Origin of the sequence: Psychrobacter luti (genome assembly GCF_014192115.1) — a bacterium.
Taxonomy (GTDB): Bacteria; Pseudomonadota; Gammaproteobacteria; order Pseudomonadales; family Moraxellaceae; genus Psychrobacter; species Psychrobacter luti.
On record NZ_JACHXL010000001.1, the window covers coordinates 867,189 to 889,351 of the forward strand.

The 22,163-nt window shown below is 43.2% G+C and carries 16 protein-coding genes; 13 read left to right on the forward strand and 3 right to left on the reverse strand.

What is annotated here, in order from left to right; genetic code table 11:
• Window positions 1–37 precede the first annotated feature (37 nt).
• Window positions 38–574, reverse strand: coding sequence for a gamma carbonic anhydrase family protein (locus FHS24_RS03425; protein WP_183618680.1), 537 nt, complete (start codon window positions 572–574; stop codon window positions 38–40).
• 284 nt (window positions 575–858) lie between these two features.
• Here FHS24_RS03425 and FHS24_RS03430 point away from each other — a divergent pair, with 284 nt between their 5' ends.
• The 8 genes from FHS24_RS03430 (at window position 859) to FHS24_RS03465 (ending at window position 12,982) form a co-directional block, all read left to right on the forward strand.
• A complete protein-coding gene (locus FHS24_RS03430) occupies window positions 859–1,410 on the forward strand; it encodes a phosphatase PAP2 family protein (RefSeq protein ID WP_183618682.1) in 552 nt (183 codons plus the stop codon).
• A gap of 537 nt (window positions 1,411–1,947) precedes the next feature.
• Complete coding sequence (gene carA / locus FHS24_RS03435; RefSeq protein WP_183618690.1) at window positions 1,948–3,180, forward strand: glutamine-hydrolyzing carbamoyl-phosphate synthase small subunit; 1,233 nt, start codon at window positions 1,948–1,950, stop codon at window positions 3,178–3,180.
• Window positions 3,181–3,332: 152 nt separating this feature from the next.
• Window positions 3,333–6,587, forward strand: coding sequence for a carbamoyl-phosphate synthase large subunit (gene carB / locus FHS24_RS03440; protein WP_183618698.1), 3,255 nt, complete (start codon window positions 3,333–3,335; stop codon window positions 6,585–6,587).
• A gap of 372 nt (window positions 6,588–6,959) precedes the next feature.
• A complete protein-coding gene (gene greA / locus FHS24_RS03445; protein WP_079691347.1) occupies window positions 6,960–7,436 on the forward strand; it encodes a transcription elongation factor GreA in 477 nt (158 codons plus the stop codon).
• Window positions 7,437–7,940: 504 nt separating this feature from the next.
• Window positions 7,941–8,906 carry a hypothetical protein gene (locus tag FHS24_RS03450; protein ID WP_227671709.1) on the forward strand — a complete coding sequence of 322 codons (966 nt, stop codon included), beginning with the start codon at window positions 7,941–7,943 and terminating at the stop codon, window positions 8,904–8,906.
• 287 nt (window positions 8,907–9,193) lie between these two features.
• The gene (locus tag FHS24_RS03455; protein WP_183618700.1) at window positions 9,194–10,462 is read left to right on the forward strand and encodes a putative DNA modification/repair radical SAM protein; all 1,269 of its coding nucleotides are present in this window, start codon (window positions 9,194–9,196) and stop codon (window positions 10,460–10,462) included.
• Window positions 10,463–10,514: 52 nt separating this feature from the next.
• Window positions 10,515–11,399: a TIGR03915 family putative DNA repair protein gene (locus tag FHS24_RS03460; protein ID WP_183618702.1), complete on the forward strand. Its 885-nt coding sequence runs from the start codon at window positions 10,515–10,517 to the stop codon at window positions 11,397–11,399.
• Between the two features lie 161 nt (window positions 11,400–11,560).
• On the forward strand, window positions 11,561–12,982 hold the full coding sequence (locus FHS24_RS03465; protein ID WP_227671710.1) for a glycosyltransferase: 1,422 nt from the start codon (window positions 11,561–11,563) through the stop codon (window positions 12,980–12,982).
• 133 nt (window positions 12,983–13,115) lie between these two features.
• On the opposite strand, the gene FHS24_RS03470 is transcribed toward FHS24_RS03465, so the two are convergent.
• Both FHS24_RS03470 and FHS24_RS03475 read right to left on the reverse strand, forming a co-directional pair.
• The gene (locus tag FHS24_RS03470) at window positions 13,116–13,859 is read right to left on the reverse strand and encodes a cupin domain-containing protein (RefSeq protein WP_183618704.1); all 744 of its coding nucleotides are present in this window, start codon (window positions 13,857–13,859) and stop codon (window positions 13,116–13,118) included.
• Window positions 13,834–14,574 carry a gamma-glutamyl-gamma-aminobutyrate hydrolase family protein gene (locus FHS24_RS03475; RefSeq protein WP_183618706.1) on the reverse strand — a complete coding sequence of 247 codons (741 nt, stop codon included), beginning with the start codon at window positions 14,572–14,574 and terminating at the stop codon, window positions 13,834–13,836. Before FHS24_RS03475 ends, FHS24_RS03470 begins: the two co-directional genes overlap by 26 nt.
• 499 nt (window positions 14,575–15,073) lie before the next feature.
• Here FHS24_RS03475 and FHS24_RS03480 point away from each other — a divergent pair, with 499 nt between their 5' ends.
• The 5 genes from FHS24_RS03480 to FHS24_RS03500 all read left to right on the forward strand — a co-directional run bounded on the left by FHS24_RS03480 (window position 15,074) and on the right by FHS24_RS03500 (window position 22,089).
• Complete coding sequence (locus FHS24_RS03480) at window positions 15,074–16,417, forward strand: glutamine synthetase family protein (protein ID WP_183618708.1); 1,344 nt, start codon at window positions 15,074–15,076, stop codon at window positions 16,415–16,417.
• Between the two features lies 1 nt (window position 16,418).
• Window positions 16,419–17,795, forward strand: a complete 1,377-nt coding sequence (locus FHS24_RS03485) for an NAD(P)/FAD-dependent oxidoreductase (protein WP_221185001.1) — start codon at window positions 16,419–16,421, stop codon at window positions 17,793–17,795.
• Window positions 17,796–18,008: 213 nt separating this feature from the next.
• Window positions 18,009–19,502, forward strand: coding sequence for a Na+/H+ antiporter NhaC family protein (locus tag FHS24_RS03490; protein ID WP_183618710.1), 1,494 nt, complete (start codon window positions 18,009–18,011; stop codon window positions 19,500–19,502).
• Between the two features lie 124 nt (window positions 19,503–19,626).
• On the forward strand, window positions 19,627–20,496 hold the full coding sequence (gene aguB, locus FHS24_RS03495; protein WP_183618712.1) for an N-carbamoylputrescine amidase: 870 nt from the start codon (window positions 19,627–19,629) through the stop codon (window positions 20,494–20,496).
• Window positions 20,497–20,715: 219 nt separating this feature from the next.
• Complete coding sequence (locus tag FHS24_RS03500; protein WP_183618714.1) at window positions 20,716–22,089, forward strand: NAD-dependent succinate-semialdehyde dehydrogenase; 1,374 nt, start codon at window positions 20,716–20,718, stop codon at window positions 22,087–22,089.
• Window positions 22,090–22,163 lie beyond the last annotated feature (74 nt).

Here is a 22,163-nt window from a genome sequence, read left to right on the forward strand (position 1 = left end):
TTTGTTCTGACTTCTTTTGTTCTAACATCTATAGCAATTAATCTGGCATGGCTATTTCTCTTAAGCCAGTTTTAAAATTCTGACAACGTTCTGCATAGTGCATTGCCGACAGTTTTAACATTGCCGCCTGCTGATCGGTTAAAGTTTTGACCACTTTTGCAGGAGCGCCCATCACTAGCGAATTATCAGGAATCTCTTTGCCTTCAGTGACTAAGGCTTTGGCACCAATGATACAGTTTTTGCCGATTTTGGCATTATTTAGCACCACTGCGCCAATACCAATCAAGCTGTTATCACCAACTTCGCAGCCATGCAGCATCGCTAAATGTCCAATAGTGACATAATTACCAATTTTTACCTCAATGCCTGCATCTGTATGAATGACACTGTTTTCTTGTACATTACTATAATCACCGATATGAATGCGTTCGTTGTCACCGCGAATCACCGCCCCAAACCATACGTTGGCTTTATGACCCAAATACACATCGCCTATCACGCGAGCAGTGTCCGCTACCCAACCATTAAATGGGCTAGCAAATTCTGGCGCTTTGTCTAAATATTGATAAATCATAATCCATCCTTAGTCGTTATTTTTATACAAGTTTATGCATAGTGAAAATTGTGTCGTAAAAAATAATAGGGTTAAAATCATGTCATAAATAAATATGACCTAAAGCGTGATAGTTGTAAAGAATGACAAAAACTTTATAGTATAATGCTGCCGATAAACAGAGCCGCTAATTAATAGAGCACTTATAATTTAGAGTAAAGCCGTATGCCATTTATCCCTATAAAATAACAATAAGATTTTATACGGACAATCAATGCTCACCAACCCTCTTTAGGATCGCAGTGATGATCAGCAAACAATACTTCCCTATCATTTTATTATCGACCAGCTTGATGGTTGCCATCCCTGCCCATGCAGATGGTAGCTCTAGTACTACTAAGCTAGGCGATGTGCTGGCCTTTGCGATACCGGCAGCTGCTTACGGTAGCACTTATTATATGGATGATAAAGAGGGTCGTCAGCAATTTTACTATTCATTTGCGACCAACGTTGCTGCAACTCACGTATTAAAGTCAGTGATAGATAAAGAGCGACCCAATGGCCGTGATGAGGCCTCCTTCCCCTCTGGTCATACCTCAATGGCGTTTCAAGGCGCAAGCTTTATTCATAAACGTTATGGCCTAGAATATAGCGTTCCTGCTTATATTGGCGCAGGTTTCGTGGCTTATAGCCGTGTTGAAGCCGATGAGCATGATGTGACTGACGTATTAGTAGGGGCAGCCTTAGGGGTTGCCAGCAGTATGTATCTAACCAAAAGCTACTATGATGACCAATTGCATATCGCCACCAATTTGTCACCCGACTATTACGGCTTATCGGTTCATTATAATTTTTAAGGCTTTAGATTGATTGCAGATATAGTCAGTTCGATGTAAAAACGATACAGCGGGACTGGGATGAACTTTTTGCAGCCTCTGTCGGCGTAGGCACAGCAAGCTAGAAAAAACATCTCTGTCTCGCGTCATAAAATAGCGTATCTATTTTATTTGGCATCAACTATACAACCAGTTTAAAATAAAAGCGCTTTTGTCATTGCCTAAGTTTTCGATTAAATAAGAACAGTTTTAACATTACGTCCATTTTATCCGCCTTCCTCACCTTAAGAAGGTGCTAGCCCTTAACGCAAAACTCTAGTATAATGCGCAAAATCTGTGCCAAAGCGAGCGGACATGATGTAAGTTACTTATTCACCACCTAGTGAATCCTGTACCTTTTCATCTATGATGTCTTCTCGCTTTTTTGTGGAAAAAATTTGGCTTTAACACTTTTTTATCATTATTTAACAGCCGTTAGGTAGAGATTAAAATGCACTTTAGAGAAAGATTTTAACCATAACACATCATGGCACTCACTAATAACAGCGGAGGCAACCCTTGAATTCATCGGCAGAAATACAAGCAATTTTGGCACTAGCAGACGGTACGATTTTTCGCGGTTTGAGCATCGGTAGTCTCGGTCATCGTGTCGGTGAGGTGGTATTTAATACGGCCATGACAGGGTACCAAGAAATCCTAACTGACCCAAGTTACGCACGTCAACTGGTCACGCTTACCTATCCGCACATTGGGAATACTGGTACCAATTCTGAAGATGTCGAGTCTGGTAATGGACATCAAGTTTGGGCTGAAGGCCTTATCATTCGTGATGCGACCATGGTTACCTCAAACTTTCGCAACTCAGAGTCACTGAGTGATTATCTACAGAGCCATAATACCGTTGCTATTGCTGATATTGATACGCGCCAGTTGACCCGCCTACTACGTGATAAAGGTGCTCAAAACGGCTGTATCATGACCGCTTCTAACGGCGCAACGATTAGCAGCGAAGACGAACAGCAAGCAATTAAATTGGCGCAAGAATTTGCTGGTATCGAAGGGATGGACTTGGCAAAAGAATGCTGTACACCGACAACGTTTGAATGGACAGCTGGTAGCTGGGATTTATCAGACACCCTACTTAACCGCGATGTACCGGGTAGCCATGATAGCGGTACAGGCGGCTTCTTTAAGCATTTGGGTACGCATGTCGAAGCGAAATATAACGTGGTCGCCTATGACTTCGGTAGCAAAACCAATATCCTACGTATGCTTGTTGACCGCGGCTGCCATGTTACTGTCGTACCAGCGCAAACACCTATCGCAGATGTGTTAGCAATGAATCCAGACGGTATCTTCTTATCAAATGGCCCTGGCGACCCTGCGGCTTGTGACTATGCTATCGACGCGGTACGTCATATCATTGAAGAAACGGATATTCCAACTTTTGGCATCTGCCTAGGTCATCAGCTGATTGGTCTTGCCAGCGGTGCAAATACCATCAAAATGAAAACCGGTCATCATGGTGCTAACCATCCCGTACAAGATTTGGCTACGGGTACCGTTATGATTACCAGTCAAAACCATGGTTTCGCGGTTGATGAAGACACCCTGCCTGCCAACGTTAAATCGACCCATCGCTCATTATTTGACGGTACCAACCAAGGGATTGAGCTGACCAATAAGCCAGTCTTTAGCTTCCAAGGTCACCCAGAAGCCAGCCCTGGCCCGCATGATGCTGCACCACTATTTGATAAGTTTGCAGATATGATGGAAAAGGCGAAAGCATAAGTTATCAATAATTAACAGCAAGCAAAATATAAATAAAAAGTATAAAGCTTGAAGCACAGACAGTGTTTCAAGCTACTCCCGACCAAACACGATAAGCGTTATTAAAAATACAGATTAATCAAAATATCACCCAAACGAAGGTAGCCTTAACTATGCCAAAACGTACCGACATAAAAAGTATTCTTATCATAGGCGCAGGTCCTATCGTCATCGGTCAAGCGTGTGAGTTTGACTATTCAGGCGCGCAGGCGTGTAAAGCGCTAAAAGAAGAAGGCTACCGCGTCATATTGGTCAACTCAAACCCTGCGACCATCATGACTGACCCTGCTATGGCTGATGCCACTTATATCGAGCCAATTACATGGCAAACGGTTGAGCAAATTATTGCTAAAGAACGTCCTGACGCTATCTTGCCAACGATGGGCGGACAGACGGCGCTAAACTGTGCCTTAGAACTAGACAAGCATGGCGTATTAACCAAATACAATTGCGAGCTGATTGGCGCGACCAAAGATTCCATCGAAATGGCAGAAGACCGCAACTTATTTGATAAAGCGATGAAGCGTATCGGTCTTGAATGTCCACGCGCTGAAACTGCTGAAACCATGGAAGAAGCCTTCGCGACCCAAGAAAAAATGGGCTATCCATGTATCATTCGTCCATCATTTACCATGGGCGGCTCGGGCGGCGGTATCGCATATAACCGTGATGAATTTATCGAAATTTGTGAGCGCGGTTTTGACTTGTCGCCAAACCATCAATTACTGATCGATGAATCGTTAATCGGTTGGAAAGAGTATGAGATGGAAGTGGTTCGTGACAAAAACGACAACTGCATTATCATCTGTGCCATCGAAAACTTTGACCCAATGGGCGTGCATACGGGCGACTCAATCACCGTTGCACCAGCACAAACGCTGACCGATAAAGAATATCAAATCATGCGTAATGCTTCATTGGCAGTACTGCGTGAGATTGGTGTGGAAACGGGCGGCTCAAACGTGCAGTTCGGTATCAACCCTGATACTGGTCGCATGGTTGTCATCGAGATGAACCCACGCGTATCACGCTCATCAGCATTGGCATCAAAAGCCACTGGCTTCCCGATTGCCAAAATCGCTGCAAAACTAGCAATTGGTTACACGCTAGACGAATTGCAAAATGACATCACGGGTGGTAAAACACCAGCCAGCTTTGAGCCTGCACTTGATTATGTCGTCACCAAAATCCCTCGTTTTAACTTTGAGAAATTCCCACAAGCCGACAGTGTTCTATCAACGCAGATGAAGTCGGTTGGTGAAGTCATGGCAATCGGTCGTAACTTCCAAGAGTCGATGCAAAAAGCATTACGCGGTATGGAAACTGGCAATGATGGTTTTGATGAGCAAATTGACTTAGCAAAAGTAAGCATTGAAAAAGCCCGTAGCGAGATTAATAATCGCTTAACCATTCCAACGCCTGAACGTATTTATTATATTGCTGATGCTTTCCGTATTGGCATGAGTGTCGATGAAGTCTTTAACTTAACCAAAATCGACCCATGGTTTTTGGTACAAATTGAAGATATCGTCAAAACCGAAGCGCAAGTTAAAGCCTTAGGTTTTGGTGGTTTAACTGAAAAGAACTTACGTAGCTTTAAACGTAAAGGCTTATCAGATTTGCGTTTGGCGAAACTGCTTGGCGTCTCACAAAAGCAGCTACGTACTAAGCGTTGGGATTTAAACGTTTATCCAGTATATAAGCGCGTCGATACCTGTGCCGCAGAATTTGCCACCAGTACTGCTTATATGTACTCAACGTACGATAGCGAATGTGAAGCCAACCCAACGAATAACAAGAAAATCATGGTGATCGGTGGCGGTCCTAACCGTATCGGTCAAGGTATCGAGTTTGACTATTGCTGTGTCCACGCCGCACTTGCCATGCGCGAAGATGGCTACGAGACCATCATGGTCAACTGTAACCCTGAAACGGTTTCGACCGATTATGATACCTCTGACCGCCTCTACTTTGAGCCAATCACGCTTGAAGATGTGTTAGAGATTGTGCGTATCGAAAATCCTGATGGCGTGATTGTACAGTTCGGTGGTCAAACGCCATTGAAACTAGCCCGTGCCCTTGAAGCCGCTGGTGTCAAAATCATTGGTACCAGTCCTGATGCGATTGATCGCGCTGAAGACCGCGAACGTTTCCAACATATGATTCAGCAATTGAACCTTATTCAACCAACCAATGCTTTAGCAACGAGCTTAGAAGATGGTTTGGTTAAGGCAAAAGACGTTGGCTATCCGCTAGTTGTACGCCCATCTTATGTACTTGGTGGTCGCGCGATGGAAATTGTTTATAACGAAGACGAGCTAAGACATTACTTGCGTACTGCGGTACAAGCATCAAACGAAGCACCGGTACTATTAGACCGCTTCTTAGATGATGCCATCGAAGTCGACGTTGACTGTGTTAGTGACGGTACTGACGTCGTCATTGGCGGTATCATGCAGCATATCGAACAAGCTGGCGTCCACTCTGGTGACTCAGCCTGTTCATTGCCACCTTACTCATTGTCTGATGAATTGTGTGACGTCATGCGCGCGCAAACGGTAGCAATGGCAAAAGAGCTTGGTGTAATCGGTTTGATGAACGTCCAGTTTGCGGTAAAAGGTGAAACCGTTTATATCTTAGAAGTGAATCCACGTGCGGCGCGTACCGTACCTTTCGTTTCTAAATGTATCGGTACGTCATTAGCGCAAATCGCAGCTCGCTGTATGGCTGGCACTTCATTGAAAGACCAAGGCTTTACCACTGAAATTGTTCCTGCATTTTTCGCGGTCAAAGAAGCGGTATTCCCGTTTGCTAAATTCCCTGGTGTTGACCCAATCTTAAGCCCTGAGATGAAATCGACCGGTGAAGTTATGGGTGTGGGTAAAACCTTTGGCGAAGCATTCTACAAAGCGGTCATCGGTAGTAATGAGCGTCTTCCAGGTCTACCGACTGAAGGTGAAACTAAAACCGTCTTTATCTCTGTCCGTGATAGCGACAAAGAACAAGTTGCCCCTATCGCCCGTCAGCTGATCGATTTTGGCTTTAAAATCGTCGCCACCACTGGTACTCAAAAAGTACTGAGCGACAACGGTATTGAGTGTAAGCAAATCAATAAAGTCACCGAAGGGCGCCCACATATCGTCGATGCCTTGAAAAATGGTAAAATCGACCTTATTATTAATACCACGGAAGGCAAACAGGCCCAAGAGGACTCATTCTCTATCCGCCGTAGCGCCCTACAAGGTAAAGTATTTTACGTCACCACATTAGGCGCGGCAGATGCAGTCTGTAAATCTTATGCCATCGATTTACCGTTTGATGTATATAAGCTACAAGATTTGCACGAACAAGCAAAGACTATCGCATAGCTCTATTGACTTAGCAGCATAATTTCAGTAGATTAAGCATAATTGCAGTGCTTGTTGAATAGCTGATGCAAAACTTGTTATTGATTTTTATATGACAGCAGTGCTTAAACAACGTACTGCTTTAAAAAAACAAAGTTTTAAAAAGACAGACCTAAAAAGCATAGTGGCTAAACTGCGACTATGCTTTTTATTACGTAAGGTTAATGTGTATCATCTATCAGTGTATATATGCTCATAGATAAACGCGCATTTACTTGTGACGCAGTCTAAACCTCATTCTTTTTATATCTTCACATACTCATTGCAACAACACTGACACCATCTCACTATTCATTAGGAGATGGTGTGGTGTTATTGGTTTAAGGAAAAAACATGCAACGTTATCCCATGACTCCGCAAGGACATGCGGCTCTAGAAGCCGAATTAAAACAGTTAAAAAGTGTCGACCGTCCACGCATCACCGCTTCTATCGCTGAAGCTCGCGAACACGGCGATTTAAAAGAAAATGCTGAATATCATGCAGCTCGCGAACAACAAGGTTTCTGTGAAGCACGTATCCGTGATATCGAAGCCAAACTTGGCGGCGCGCAAGTTATCGATCCTACGACATTACCAAAAGATGGCCGTGTTATATTCGGTGTGAGCGTCGTTATTGAAAATATGGATACTGAAGAAGAAAAACAATACAAAATCGTTGGTGATGACGAAGCTGACTTTAAAGCCGGTAAAATCTCAGTCAACTCGCCTATCGCACGTGGTCTGATTGGTAAATCTGAAGGCGACGAAGCGCGTATTGAAACGCCAAAAGGTGTGGTTGAATACGAAATTATGAAAGTGATTTACGATTAATTTAACCTACTTTACAAATATTTTGCTTGGTTTTTTGATGATTTTATAAATAGAAAGCTTTTGATAATTGCTTTTTATTTTAGATAAGCCTGCCGTTTGAATAGCTAATGAACGCAGAAAATGGTACATAACCTCATTATTCATAGAGCAGCAGTTACACAACGCTGCTTTTCTAGTCAGTTTGTTTTAGCGCATAATTGCTCGAGTATAGATGCTGAGCACTGCGTTTAAGCATACGTGCGTCATGATGAGTGCTTAATTATAAGTACTTAATGATGAGTGCTTAGCAAATGACTAAAATAATGATGGAGAGATAGCGAACGTTGGCTATCATTAGTACCTTTACCCTCGTTATTTGACATGGTTTACATGCTCATTTGACGGGGGTTTTTCTTATCTTAGGTTTATTTTTTTAAGTCTTATTTTCTAAGCCTTATTTTATGAATTTAGTTTTTTGCTACTACATTAGCGGCTTTATTTACTGTTATTTTAAAGGAATCTCTTATGACCATGCCTATCAATACGCCAGCGTTACAGACTATAAATAAGAAAGCGCTTATTCAGCAAAGCCTCGTTAAAAAAAGCGCCATGACTACTGCCATTTCAACGGTTTTAGCAGGAACTTTACTGACGCTATCTGCCGCACATGCCGCGCCTGAGATTGCTGTTAGCTCGTCTGTTGGTAGCACGACGGTGGTTGAGCAGTATTCTGACGGTAAAACGGCGGTCATCACCGCAACGCCTAATAGCATCACCATGCAAGATGGCATGCCGTTTGCGGTGACACAAGTGACCAATGTGCCGCGCTATACGGTTCGCCAAGTCGCCAGTAATGGTGCTAGCAATACAGTCGTCACCCAAGGCGCCGCCACGGTTACCAGCGTACCTGTGACCAACCAGATGACCAATCAAACCAGCAGGGTTGATGTTATAGCTGTGCCGACGACTAGCGTGACAGAAGTCTTGCCTGTGATGAAAGCTACCCAATTACCAGTCATCAATGCGCCGACGACAACTGTCGTGACTAACCAACCTGCAACGACGCAAATCGTATCTACTTCTTTAGACGCTCTGCAACTGACACCAACCTTTAGTACCCCTGGCGTGGTCAATGCACAAACCAAAGTCATGAAGATATTAAAAAACAAAGACGGTCGTGAAGTAGCTGTACCTGCCAATCATATCGCACCTGGCGACGTCATCGAATATTACACCACTTATACCAATACCACCGCGCAGCCTGTTAATGATATCAATGCGATGGTCTCATTGCCAAACGGCGTTCAATTGGTATCACTAAACAGTCCACTGCCAACGCTTGCGACTACGGGCGGCGACAGCTATCAAACTATCCAACAAGTTGGCAATACTGTAGTCATCACAGAAAACTATTCTGGACTAAAATGGAACTTGGTTGACCTCCCTGCCAATGCACCGCAAACGGTTGTTATACGTGCGAAAGTTCAATAATAGTTATCTTGTATAAAAAATATCTGCTGAATAATTACTCCAAAAGTCCTGCTCATGCAGGACTTTTGTGTTTGTAAAGAATATAAACGATAAAGCTCTTTTCGATAGTTACTTTTTGATAATTACTTTTTGATAGTAATCTTACAGCAGTAACTCTTCGATAATAAATTATTACCATCTAGCGACACTATCTGTCGTGTTATTCTAGATATTTCTCTATTAATACAATGACTTAACAATAATTTTGTTAAAATAGTCTTTCATTAATGCATTGGTAACTACCGCTTATGGCAACCATCAATTATGAACGACTGCAAGGCAAGCTTAATATCTTGGCCGATGCTGCTAAGTATGATGTCTCTTGTTCCTCCTCCGCTGGCACGCGCAAAAATCAAGGTGGTGGTCTTGGCGATGCCTCAGCAACTGGTATTTGCCACAGCTATACCGAAGATGGTCGCTGTGTCAGTTTACTCAAAATTCTACTGACCAATCATTGTATTTACGACTGTGCTTATTGTACCTCGCGCAAAAGCCATGACACCCCACGCGCGGCTTTTAGTGTTGAAGAAGTCGTCGATTTAACCATGCAGTTTTATCGCCGCAACTATATCGAAGGGCTGTTTTTAAGCTCAGGTATCTTTAAAAGTGGCGATTATACGATGGAGCGCTTGGTCGAAGTTGCTAAGATATTACGTACCCGTGAGCGTTTTAACGGCTATATTCACCTAAAAACCATTCCCGGTGCATCAAAAGAATTGCTGTTAGAAGCTGGTCTTTATGCTGACCGCTTAAGCGTTAATATCGAGATTCCGACTAAATCAGGCTTAGCTTTACTCGCACCAGAAAAATCTCATGAGCAATTAAAAGCACCAATGCAAACGGTGAAAGAAGAAATTATCACCATTCGTGAGAGCCGTAAGACCCATAAAAAAGCGCCGAAATTTGTACCAGCAGGTCAAACCAGCCAAATGATTGTTGGGGCTAGCAATGAAACGGATTTGCAGGTTATACAGCTATCAAGCCATTTTTATAAACAATATGATCTTAAGCGCGTTTACTACTCTGGTTATGTGCCGATGTTGTCCGATAGTCGCCTACCAGCTATCGGTACGCCTGTACCGATGATACGCGAAAACCGTCTTTATCAAGCCGATTGGCTGATGCGCTTTTATGGTTTTGGTGCACATGAAATCGTTGAGCCAGATTCGCCATTTCTAGACTTAGACTGCGATCCAAAATTGGCGTGGGCAATCCGCCATCGTGAGCACTTCCCCGTTAATATTCAAACCGCCACTTACGAGATGATTGTTCGTATTCCGGGTATCGGCACCAAAACCGCTAAAAAGATAGTGAAGGCACGCAAGTTTAATCAACTGACACTTTATCATTTGAAAAAGATGGGAGCAGCAGTCAATCGCGCCAAATACTTTATCGCAACGACCGGTAAAAACGAACATCTTGCCCATTTAACGCGTGATAATTTCCGTCAATATGTACTGGCACAAACGCAGACTAAGTTTAAAGATCAACGCAGTGGGCAGCTGGCTTTATTTTAGTAAAATTATTAATAAAGTTAACTACAATCATGAAGTTGTCTTGGGATACATAATGTCGCAATCACGGTTAGAGCTTGCCAGAAACCAAAACTATCAGCTGGGTCAATTGACACCCAGTATTGTGCTTTATGAGCCCAGTTTTGAAGGTTGGCTGAGTGCGGTATTTTATGTCTATGCTAATAAGTTACAGGACGATGAATCCTTACAGTTAATTGCTCAAGACTGCTATGTACCTTCATTAATCTCACAAGCGACCAGTGTTGCAATTGATGAAGACAAAGCTGAACGCGTACTATCAAAGCTTAATAACTTATTAGGTCGCTCAGGTATGCGCAATTTACTTTGGGGGTTTTTGTCGGAAAAAGACAGTATTGGTAGTACATTGTTTCAAGTGGTCAAATACGCTATTGATTATCCAAGTCGCTCTATTATGGAAGACTTAGGTAACTTGAATGTTCTGTATTTGGTACAAACCGTTAAGTCTGTCGGTCGAGAAAAACACCGCATGGAAGCTTTTGTACGCTTTGAGCATACTACTGATGATATTTACTTTGCTCGGGTTGAGCCGGATTTTAATGTATTGCCTTTAATTGGCGAGCATTTTCGTCAGCGCTACCAAGACCAGCATTGGGCAATTTATGATGTGGCTCGTGGCTATGGTATTTATTATGACAAAAGTAAAAGCACGCCCATGCGCCCTGCTGCCCTACAAACCATCACTGACTTAGATGATGCAGTACTGCGTAATCCTGCCAGCATTCATAGTAAGGACGAGCAGCGCTATCAAAAATTTTGGCAAGGTTACTTTACCAACGTCAATATCAAGGAGCGTAAAAACCCGCGCTTGCATAAACAATATCTGCCGCAGCGCTATTGGAAATACCTCAGTGAGAAGCAAGTACTACCAAATGCTGAACATTTACAAAAACGTCGCTAACTTGTTAGGATTGATACTAAGATTAAATATCGTTAAATTATTATTTTTAGCTAAAAAAAGCATGGCAAATCCGACCTTATCTTTTTATCTTGGTGGTTGAGTTTTCAGCACTTTTAACTGACAATAGCAGCTTGATATCTTATTTGGTGACCGACGCTATTATGAAAGTTATGCGCTTACTGTCGTCTTTAAAGCATGATGAATCCGAGCGCGGTATTTTTCATCTTGGACGCGCTTTGGTTAAAAATGAGCATACCTCCATCATCATCTCCAGTGCTGATGAAGAAAACGACTTGGTCAAGCGCCTAAAGCGTGACGGCAATATCTACCATCAGCTCTATATGAATAAGAAATCTTGGCTGTCACTGCTACAAGTTGCCCCGCTACGCCGCCTGATTGAAAAATACGACCCCGACGTCATTCATGTGCATTCCCGCACACCTGCATGGATATTACATTTAGCATTGCGCCGTGCTCGCGTCAAGCGCCGACCAAAACTGGTCTCGACCATGTATGGCTTTTATCCGATTAATAAATACTCGCAAGCGCTGCTTGATGTCGATACCATCATCACGGTCTCCGATAGCGTCACCAATTATCTAAAAAAAGGCCTGCGCCGTGAAGATCTAGAACCCAAAGTCATTAAGCGTATCTACCGCGGTGTCGATACGCGCCGTTATCCGTATCGGCATAACCCTTCTGTTTATTGGTTGCGGCACACTTTTGCTGAATATCCTGAGCTTGAGCATAAAAAATGGCTGGTCTTTCCGACCATCATTGGTAATGAGTATGGGCAAGAATGGCTGATTGATATTTTGGGCAATCTACAAGAACAGTTTCCCAATATTCACGCCATTATTATGGATGAAGATTACCGCGAGGGTGACGTCGCGCATGAAGACTTTCGCCAACGCAGTAATACACTAGGGCTTTCTGAGCGTATTACCTATGTCGGTAGTAAGCGTAACGACATGCGCGAGTGGCTGTCAGCTGCTAACATTGTCATGGCGCTTGCTAATGAGCCTGAATCTATCGGTATCAATGCCCTACAAGCGATTCATTTAGGCACACCGGTGATTGGTTGGGATCAAGCGGCGTTTAGCGAGATTTTACAACCGCTCTATCCGCAGGGCTTGGTCAGAAAGTACAATGCTAAAGCACTTTGTAAAGCGGTACGCAATCAGCTAGAAAGTGTCACGCGCCCTGAAATGACCACCAAATTCACCATGCGTGAGATGATTGAGCAAACCCTTGCGGTATATCAAGAGCTGTATGAAGAATCGCTTGCAGCAGCACAGGCCGATGCAATAGCGGTCAAAAGAATTAGAAACAGCCTTAGCAAGGCGTCTAAATCCATTCCTGAATCCCCTTATGTAAAAATCGAACCAGCAAATAAAAATACCAAAGTCAGATTGCTTAAAGACTCTACTAAAACGACCGATGCTAAAGTGCTTGAGACTAAAGTTCTAGAGGCTAAAACCGCAGATGTTAAAGCGACAGATACCAAGGAAATACAGGTGAAAGCAACAGAGTCAGTAAAACCAGCCGATGATTCAAAAGCAACTCAAGATAATACCGAATAGCTTATTTACAAGCCCTCATTTTTAACAAAAAAGCGCTGCTTCTATTTCTAGAAGTAGCGCTTTACATGATAATTAATAATTTCTAAAACTCTTTCAAAGTACCCAATAACGTTAATTAAGCTCTAACATTAACTTAATAAGTCGTGGGTGTATGGGCACTTACGATACGAGTTATGCCATCAGTAGGATTGATAAAAGTGTGCGGTTTAATCGTATCAATCACATAACTGTCACCTTCATTTAACAGGTAAGTTGTCTCTTCAATACGAATCAATACTTTACCTTCAATAACAGTACCAATCTCTTCACCTTCATGAGCAATTTTTTCTTCCGTCGAGCTATTTGGCTGATAAGTCTCAATCAAAAAACCCAGATTTTTGGTGGTGCTACAATTATATACCTGCTTTAGAGACACTCTACTACTGGGCTCACTAAGCTCTATCAAATCTTTTGGCGTGACCACCACACGTGCTTTAGGCTCTTTCCACTCATCACTAAAAAAGGTCGTTAAATCAGATCCTAGCACCAACAAAATTGCCTTTAGCGTATTTACCGCGGGGCTAACCTTATTACGCTCAATCGCGCTGATTGAGGTATTAGTCACCCCTGCCATTCTTGCCAGCTTGCGTTGCGAGTAGCCTTTTGCAAGGCGCAGCTGATTGATTTTTTTACCGATATCTTCTTCTGGCTGTCCATCCATCTCGAGCACGGACGGCGCCTCATCAGATTCTAACGTGTCTTCCTTATCGCTATTAACGTCATCAGCTTCGTCTTCTTCAGCCTCGTCTTCTGGCGAAGCCATCTCATTTTCGGGCGCAAGGCCATCTTTTTCGATATCGTTTTCTGCACTATTATGAACCGTGTTTTTTGCTGGCATAGTGGATAAATTCCTTGAATAGAAATTTCGACAAGTCGTCTTGTGCATAATTTAACTCAGGATGCCATTGTACACCAATCATAAATGGATGTTTTATTAAGCTGATGGCTTCTACCAATCCATCCGGTGCGCGTGCTTCGACAAACAAACCTTTACCTACTTCATTGATGGCTTGTTTATGCAACGAATTGACATGCCATTTTTCACCAAACGCTGCCAATCGACCCTCAGGTTGAATAATCACGTCGTGCACCGGCTGATACTGCACCTCAAGTGGCTGGGTATTGTCTTCTAAATGCGGCTCATAAAACCCTTCTACTTCGCGCCAGTCTGGATGCAAGCTGCCATCAAAATAGACATTCATCTCTTGCAAGCCTCGGCACACTGCCAATAAAGGCGTACCGGCTTTTTCTGCATGAGCAAGCAGCTTAAAGCTTAACTCATCACGACCTAAATCCTGTTTTTCTTCAATATGTGAAGCGCCATAACGTGCAGGCGCAACGTTGCTATAACTGCCTGTTAATAGAATACCTTCAGCAATGGCAATCAAAGCGTCGAAATTATCACTTTCTGCGGCGGTATTAGGCAGCAAGATAGGATTACCACCATAAAAGTGGACGGCATCGATATATTTTTGATATACCGCTTGGGCGGGTTGACCGTCAACCATTTTATGGCAGGAGACGATGGCAATAATAGGTCGATAAGTTGGCATTTCACTCTTCCTTGAATGTGATATACGGGCTTTAAAGCTCAAGTATGGCGATAATTTATTTATTAAAATCTAACACAGTCTTTTGGATAATGTAAACTATAAACTTCATTTTTAGTTAATAAAAACTATAATGGATATAATTAATTACTTTTTAATAATTTTAAATATCAATTGACAACTATAAATTTCAGTCATATATTGAAGGACGTCAGTAAGACAAAAGGTTAATAACAGTGCTTACAACCTTCATGTCATCACTGATAAAAAAATGCTAAGTGATTAATTTTGCAGTAAAAATATCGTGAAACATCATTAGAAAAATACTTAGAGAAATGAAAAACGTGGTATCAGCCACAGCATTTATAAGTGCTGTTTTATTTAGAAACACTGTCTTACTTAACGTTATTCATAATCATGACTTGTCAATTATGAATGACAACGACCATAAACGGCGCAACCATAATCAGAGTAAAAATCAACATCAATAGGGATAATAGACATGACGACAACCAATGGAATGGTCGAATCTGCAAACAACACCGAATATGTGTATGTGGCAGCGGGGGATATTAATGGATTACTTCGTGGTAAGCGCATCCCCTTTAATCAGATGGAAAAAGCAGAAAATGGCGCAATAAGATTACCCCTATCAATTTTAGGAGTCGACATCTGGGGCGCTGATGTCATCGAATCTTCTCAATGTAATGGCGATATCGATGCCATCGCCCGTCCTACAGGACGCGCCGCCTACCCCCTTCTGAATACCAGTGCACCTTCATCGCTATTACCTGTTTGGCTTTATACCGAAGACAATGAACCCTACTACGGTGACGCACGCCACGTCTTAGATTACGTCAGCAAAAAATTTAAAGCACTCGGATTGACGCCGGTCATGGCAACGGAGCTTGAATTTTATTTGATTGATTACACCGAAGGCGAAACACCAAAGCCGCCTATTCGCCCAAAGAGTGGCTTAAGGCTGAATAAAACTTCTATCTTAAGTATCAATGACTTGTTGCAATTTGATGAATTTTTAGACGAGGTTTATGAGCAATGTAAAAAACTTGATATTCCAGTTGATGCAGCTTTGGCTGAAAACGGCTGTGGTCAATTTGAGATTAACTTACTGCATGTTGATGATCCTTTGAAAGCCGCTGACGATGCGATTTTATTCAAACAAGTGGTCAAGTCTGTTGCTACACGCCGCAAGCTGACGGCCACCTTTATGGCAAAACCATTCGGCTTGCAATCAGGTAATGGTTTTCATGTACACTGCAGCCTGCTAGATAAAGATGGCAACAATGTCTTCGATGATGGCTCAGAAGAAGGGTCGGATATCTTACGTCATGCAGTCGCAGGCTTATTAAAAACCATGTCAGATTGCACCTTATTATTTGCGCCACACGTCAACTCTTATCGCCGCTTTACACCTGGTACGCTAGCACCAAATAATGTGTCATGGGGTTATGAAAACCGCACTGCCGCCGTACGCATCCCTGGGGGTGACTCACAAGCACGCCGTATCGAGCACCGTGTATCTGGGGCTGATGCCAATCCTTATCTGGTCTGTAGTGCCGTATTAGCAGGCATGTTATATGGCATCGAAAACAAGCTTGAAGCGCCAGAACCGGTCAATAGCATCACTTACAACGAAGCCGAGCTTAAAACCTTGCCATTAGACTGGCTATCAGCCATTCGTAAGTTTGAAAGCAGCGATGTCATTGATTCCCTATTCCCAAGTGAGATGATTGAGCTATTGATTGCGGTCAAAAAGCAAGAAGCCAAACGCTTTGCTCAGCAAGTGACCAACCTTGAATACCTTACCTATTTACAGGATGTTTAATATGTCAAATAGCAACTCGAATAACGACTTAAATAGTAATGCAGCAACGAACCAAAACCTATCATCAAACAACAAGCGCAATATCCCGCATTATTCAGATCAAGGTCGATATCCTGACAGCTATTACGCTGCCAGCCGTAATCATAAGCCAGATAGACCGACCTTAAAAAATGATATCCAAGTGGAAGTCTGCGTGGTCGGCGGTGGTTATAGTGGCCTATCAACTGCCCTACATCTGATTGAAACTGATCATGAAGTCGTGGTACTAGAAGGCGCGCAAATTGGTTGGGGTGCTTCAGGTCGTAATGGCGGTCAGATCGTCAACGGTCTTAACGCCAGCCTACAAAAAATCAAAAAGTCCTATGGTCAAGAGAATGCAAACTTCGTCGGTCAGCTCGTGACCCGCGGTGGCAAAATCATTCGTCGCTTTGTTGCTGATTACAATATTGACTGCGACCTTAAAGAGAAGAACATCTTTGCGGCGTTAAATAACGGTCAATTAAAAGATTTGCAAGAGACGCATGCCCTATGGGAAAGCCATGGTATGCATGATCGAGAAATGCTCGATAAGTATGGTATCCAAGAGCATATAAAAACCGACGCCTACGTGGGCGGTATTATTGACCATTCAGGTGGTCATATCCATCCATTAAATCTAGCGCTTGGTGAAGCGGCTGCAATCGAAAAATCTGGCGGTACCATTTATGAAAATACCTTGGTGGTTGATATTGAATACGCCGATGACTCTATCAAAATCATCACCGAGTTTGGCACCGTCACTTGTAAACAGGCGGTGCTGTGCGGTAACGCTTATCTTAATAAAGTAATACCTAAGCTGACGGACCGTGTCATGCCCGTATCGACGCAGATTATTGCCACCGAGCCATTAGGTGATTTAGCAGATCAGTTGCTTCCAACCGACGTTTGTGTCGAGGACGTACGCTATATTCTTGATTACTATCGCCTGTCAGCGGATAAACGCATGTTATTTGGTGGTGGTACGGTCTACGGTGGTCAAGACCCTGCTGATATCACGGCCAAAATCCGACCAAATATGAACAAGATTTTCCCAGAGCTGCGTGATGTCAAAATTGACTACGCGTGGAGTGGTAACTTTGCCTTGTCTTTTTCTCGAGTACCACAAATGGGCAAATTGCATGACCGCGTTTATTTCGCTCATGGTTATAGTGGTCATGGCGTAACGGGCTCGCATTTGTTTGGACAAATCTTGGCCGATGCCATCAATGGTAACACCAGAGAGTTTGATAATTTTGCCAAGATTCCTTGGATTCCTTTCCCAGGTGGCCGAGCCCTACGTGTGCCTTATTCTGTGATGGGTTCATGGTGGTATGCGCTAAAAGATACGACTGGTATGTAAATACATCAAAGCCTATAAATAATTAACGTTGATTGATACATATTGCATTCAACGTTTTATTTTAAAGGTGATGTGACATGAATCTGTCATAGCAATGGACTGTTGTGATAGAGCTCGATAGAAAGCGAATTCATTGATGCGCTACTGCCTATCGAGCATCAACCATAAAACAAAGTTTGTTCCAAACAATGAGGTTTTACAGGGAGCGTAAGTATGAACATGAAACTCAATGATGCGGTCGAAGGGCAGTATCATAATAAGCGAGTATTTCTAACCTTAATAGTGGCAGCCGTCATATATCTGGCTTTTGCTTGGCTATCCACCAGCCGTGATGCTAATGAATCTTGGGGTGCTTTATCCCTATTACCAACATTATTAGTATTGGTCACCGCTGTTGTTTCTAGACGACCATTTGAGTCTATGATTGCAGGCTGTGTCGCGGGCCTCGTAATGCTCAATCCATTTGATTTGGTGTCTCCTTTTGCTGACAATATGTCGATGGTACTCGGCAATGAAACCATTATATGGATTGTACTTGTCTGTGGTCTGATGGGCGGTCTTATTCAGCTGCTTGAGATTAGTGGTTGTCTCGATGGCTTTAGTGAATGGCTACAAAAAATCATCAAATCACGCCGTCAATCCTTATTAGCCACTTTTGCTTTAGGCGTCGTTGTTTTTATTGATGATTATTTAAACTGTCTAGCCGTATCCACTTCTGTCAAAAAGCTCACTGACGTCTATAACGTTTCGCGTGAGAAACTCGCTTATATTGTCGATTCAACCGCCGCACCTATGTGTATCATCGTTCCTATCTCTACTTGGGCGGTCTATTTTGCCGGTCTATTAGAAGAGAATGGTGTGGCTGGAGATGGTGAAGGTATCGGGCTTTATATCAGTGCTATTCCTTATATGGCTTATGCTTGGTTTGCACTTTTGATTGTTTTTTTGGTGGCATATGGCATTTTGGGCGATTGGGGTCCGATGAAAAAAGCCGAGGCTCGCGCCAAAGCGGGTAATCCTGTACCTGAAGCATTTGTAGAAGAGCAATTGGTTTCAAACGTTCAAGCCAAACGTAAGCTGTCGTTTAAAGCCAATATCACGAACTTTGCCTTCCCAATGATTTTATTGATTGTTTCAACGGTTTATTTTGAGATTGATTTATTACGTGGTGCATTACTGACTTGTTTCATCACAGTTGTGGTTTATTGGATGCAGGGTATTTTAAGCTTCGAGACCCAAGTTGAGGCTATTTTTAAAGGCTTTAAAGTGATGCTCTATCCATTATCAACGGTGGTCGGCGGCTTTTTTCTAAAAGCCATCAATGACGAGCTAGGTATGACCTCATACGTGATTGAAGCTATCACCCCTTATATGACGATTGTCATTTTTCCTGCTGTTATCTTTGCAGTCATGGCGTTTCTAACTTTTGCCACTTCATCAAGCTGGGGACTATATGTTCTTGCCATGCCAATTGTATTCCCAATCTCTATCGCGCTTGGTGTGAGCACGCCGCTGATGATTGGTGCATTGTTATCAGCATCGTCATTTGGTAGTCATGCTTGTTTCTTTAGTGATTCATCGTTACTTGCTGCCCAAGGTGCTGGTTGCTCTCCAATGCAGCATGCCTTCACCCAGTTCCCCTATGCCATGCTCGGCGCGGGTTTATCCGTCGTGACGTTCCTAGGCTTGGGTTATATGATGGCTTAATTTGCACTATTACAAGCTTTCAAAATGAGCTCTATCTATGGATAAATAATCTATCAATTATTACCCATAGATAGTCTTCTCAGAAGACCGCCTACCTCTCTCAATAACTAAAAGGAATTAGATAATGAGAACTGTCACCGTTGCTACTACCCAAATGGCTTGTAATTGGGATATACAAAAAAATATTGCTACTGCTACTGACTTAGTGACCAAGGCTGCTAAAGCCGGTGCCAATATCATCTTGCTACAAGAGCTGTTTGAAACTCCCTACTTCTGCCAAGTTCATGACTTTGATTATTTTAAACTGGCGACTTCAGTTGCCGACAATGCCGCTATCAAACACTTTAAATCATTGGCCAAAGAGTTGGACATAGTATTGCCCATTAGCTTTTATGAAAAGTCAGGCAATACCTTTTTTAATAGTGTGACCGTGATTGATGCCGATGGCGAGATACTCGGCACTTATCGTAAGACTCATATACCAGATGGTATCCCTTATGCGGAAAAGTTTTACTTTACCCCAGGTGATACAGGCTTTAAGGTTTGGGAAACCAAATACGCCAAGATAGGTGCCGGTATCTGCTGGGATCAGTGGTTCCCTGAGTGCGCCCGTAGCATGGCGCTGATGGGTGCAGAGCTACTATTTTATCCAACAGCAATTGGCGATGAGCCAACATTGGACATTGACTCAAAAGGTCATTGGCAGCGCTGTATGCAAGGTCATGCCGCCGCCAATCTTATGCCAGTTATCGCGGCTAATCGTATCGGCAATGAAACTATTACTCAAAACGGAAACGATAGCGTCTTGGCGTTCTACGGTAGCTCATTTATTACCGACGGTCGCGGCGAGATTATCCAAGAAGCGTCTAGGGATAATGAAGAAGTACTTACTGCCACTTTTGATTTAGATCAGTTGGCTATCGAGCGACGTCAATGGGGTGTCTTCCGTGATCGCCGCCCATCGATGTATGGTACGTTACTGACTCATGGCTAAATGATACCTAAGTGAAGCCTTTATAGCACTTGGAACAGACTTATTAAGCGTCAGGTCATAGGTGTACGAATAAGACAAATCGTTTTCAATAGCAGTAAGAATCATAACTTTACTCAGTAGCAACCAACCCTATCAGCTTAAAAAGATAAACTTAAACAGACAAATACACGCATAGAAAGAAACATAAACGGATTTTGCATCTAACCCTAAGGAATAATGATGAGCGATTATCAAGTAAATAACCCAGCGACTGGCGAAGTAGAAGCCACCTACCCGACAGCAGCTGAGCAAGATATTCAAAACGCAATTGAACAAGCGCACAGTGCTTATCAAGATTGGCGTCATGTCTCACTTAGTGAGCGCAGTGCGCTTCTACATAAAATTGCTGACATCTATCTTGAGCGCCAAGATGAGTTGGCTCGTATCGTGGCCAACGAGATGGGCAAGCCTGTCGCCCAAGCAAAAGGCGAGATCGGACTGGTTGCTGAGATTTATCGATACTATGCAGACAACGCTGAGCAGTTACTAGCACCGCATAGCATCGATGTCGATAGTGGTTCTGCTTCTGTAGAAAAACTTCCCGTAGGTGCGTTATTAGGCATCATGCCGTGGAACTATCCACATTATCAAGTAGCACGTTTTGCTGCACCAAACTTTATGGCGGGCAATACCATCATTCTAAAACACGCGCCGCAGTGTCCTAAAACTGCAGAAGCCATCGTTGACATCTTAAAAGACGCAGGCTTACCTGATGGCGTCTATAACAATGTGTTTGCCACCAATGAGCAAGCAGCGACCATCATCGAAGACAGCCGCGTACAAGGTGTTTCACTGACAGGCTCTGAGCGTGCAGGTCAAGCAGTTGCTAAAGTAGCAGGCGGCGCGCTGAAAAAAGTGGTGCTAGAGCTTGGCGGTTCAGATGCCTTCATAGTCGCAGCCGATGCAGATATCGCAAAATCCGTGAAAGGCGCAATCGAAGGTCGTTTTGGTAATACAGGACAAGCTTGTAATGCTGCCAAACGCCTGATCGTCGTTGAATCGGTTTATGACAAATTTGTTGAAGGCTTTACCAATGCGGTACGTAGCATGACACTGGCTAATCCACTTGATGAAGGTACCTTTATTGGTCCAATGTCTTCAAAAGCCGCGGCTGTTAATTTACAAGAGCAGCTTGACAGTGCTGTTCAAGCCGGCGCAACGGTATTGGTCGAAGGCGGTTTGGTCAAAGACAAACCGGGTGCTTGGTTTGCGCCTGCAGTACTGACAGACGTTGATGAGTCTATGGATGTTTATCGTCAGGAGCTATTTGGTCCTGTGGCGGTCGTCTATAAGGCTCGTGACATCGAGCATGCGATTAAAATCGCTAATGATGTACCCTTTGGACTTGGTGCTTCTATCCAAACGCAAGATGCTGCTCTAGCTGCTGATATTGCTGACAAATTAGAAGTCGGTATGGTTACCATTAATGCCCCTTCTGGTAGTGAAGCAAACACGCCATTTGGTGGTGTCAAACGCTCAGGATTTGGCCGCGAGCTTGGTACGCTTGGTATCACTGAGTTTTTAAATTATAAATTGATTCGTGATAAATCTTAAGCTATCCGACTGAATGGTAGTAGAACTAGAAAAGCCTAGCGTCTGTAATAGACGCTAGGCTTTTTACTATCATA

Bases quoted from the DNA above. Each gene is read 5' to 3' on its own strand.
- FHS24_RS03425 (WP_183618680.1), bottom strand. From the start codon at position 574: ATGATTTATCAATATTTAGACAAAGCGCCAGAATTTGCTAGCCCATTT.
- FHS24_RS03430 (WP_183618682.1), top strand. From the start codon at position 859: ATGATCAGCAAACAATACTTCCCTATCATTTTATTATCGACCAGCTTG.
- carB (WP_183618698.1), top strand. From the start codon at position 3,333: ATGCCAAAACGTACCGACATAAAAAGTATTCTTATCATAGGCGCAGGT.
- greA (WP_079691347.1), top strand. From the start codon at position 6,960: ATGCAACGTTATCCCATGACTCCGCAAGGACATGCGGCTCTAGAAGCC.
- FHS24_RS03450 (WP_227671709.1), top strand. From the start codon at position 7,941: ATGACCATGCCTATCAATACGCCAGCGTTACAGACTATAAATAAGAAA.
- FHS24_RS03455 (WP_183618700.1), top strand. From the start codon at position 9,194: ATGGCAACCATCAATTATGAACGACTGCAAGGCAAGCTTAATATCTTG.
- FHS24_RS03460 (WP_183618702.1), top strand. From the start codon at position 10,515: ATGTCGCAATCACGGTTAGAGCTTGCCAGAAACCAAAACTATCAGCTG.
- FHS24_RS03465 (WP_227671710.1), top strand. From the start codon at position 11,561: ATGAAAGTTATGCGCTTACTGTCGTCTTTAAAGCATGATGAATCCGAG.
- FHS24_RS03470 (WP_183618704.1), bottom strand. From the start codon at position 13,859: ATGCCAGCAAAAAACACGGTTCATAATAGTGCAGAAAACGATATCGAA.
- FHS24_RS03475 (WP_183618706.1), bottom strand. From the start codon at position 14,574: ATGCCAACTTATCGACCTATTATTGCCATCGTCTCCTGCCATAAAATG.
- FHS24_RS03480 (WP_183618708.1), top strand. From the start codon at position 15,074: ATGACGACAACCAATGGAATGGTCGAATCTGCAAACAACACCGAATAT.
- FHS24_RS03485 (WP_221185001.1), top strand. From the start codon at position 16,419: ATGTCAAATAGCAACTCGAATAACGACTTAAATAGTAATGCAGCAACG.
- FHS24_RS03490 (WP_183618710.1), top strand. From the start codon at position 18,009: ATGAACATGAAACTCAATGATGCGGTCGAAGGGCAGTATCATAATAAG.
- aguB (WP_183618712.1), top strand. From the start codon at position 19,627: ATGAGAACTGTCACCGTTGCTACTACCCAAATGGCTTGTAATTGGGAT.
- FHS24_RS03500 (WP_183618714.1), top strand. From the start codon at position 20,716: ATGAGCGATTATCAAGTAAATAACCCAGCGACTGGCGAAGTAGAAGCC.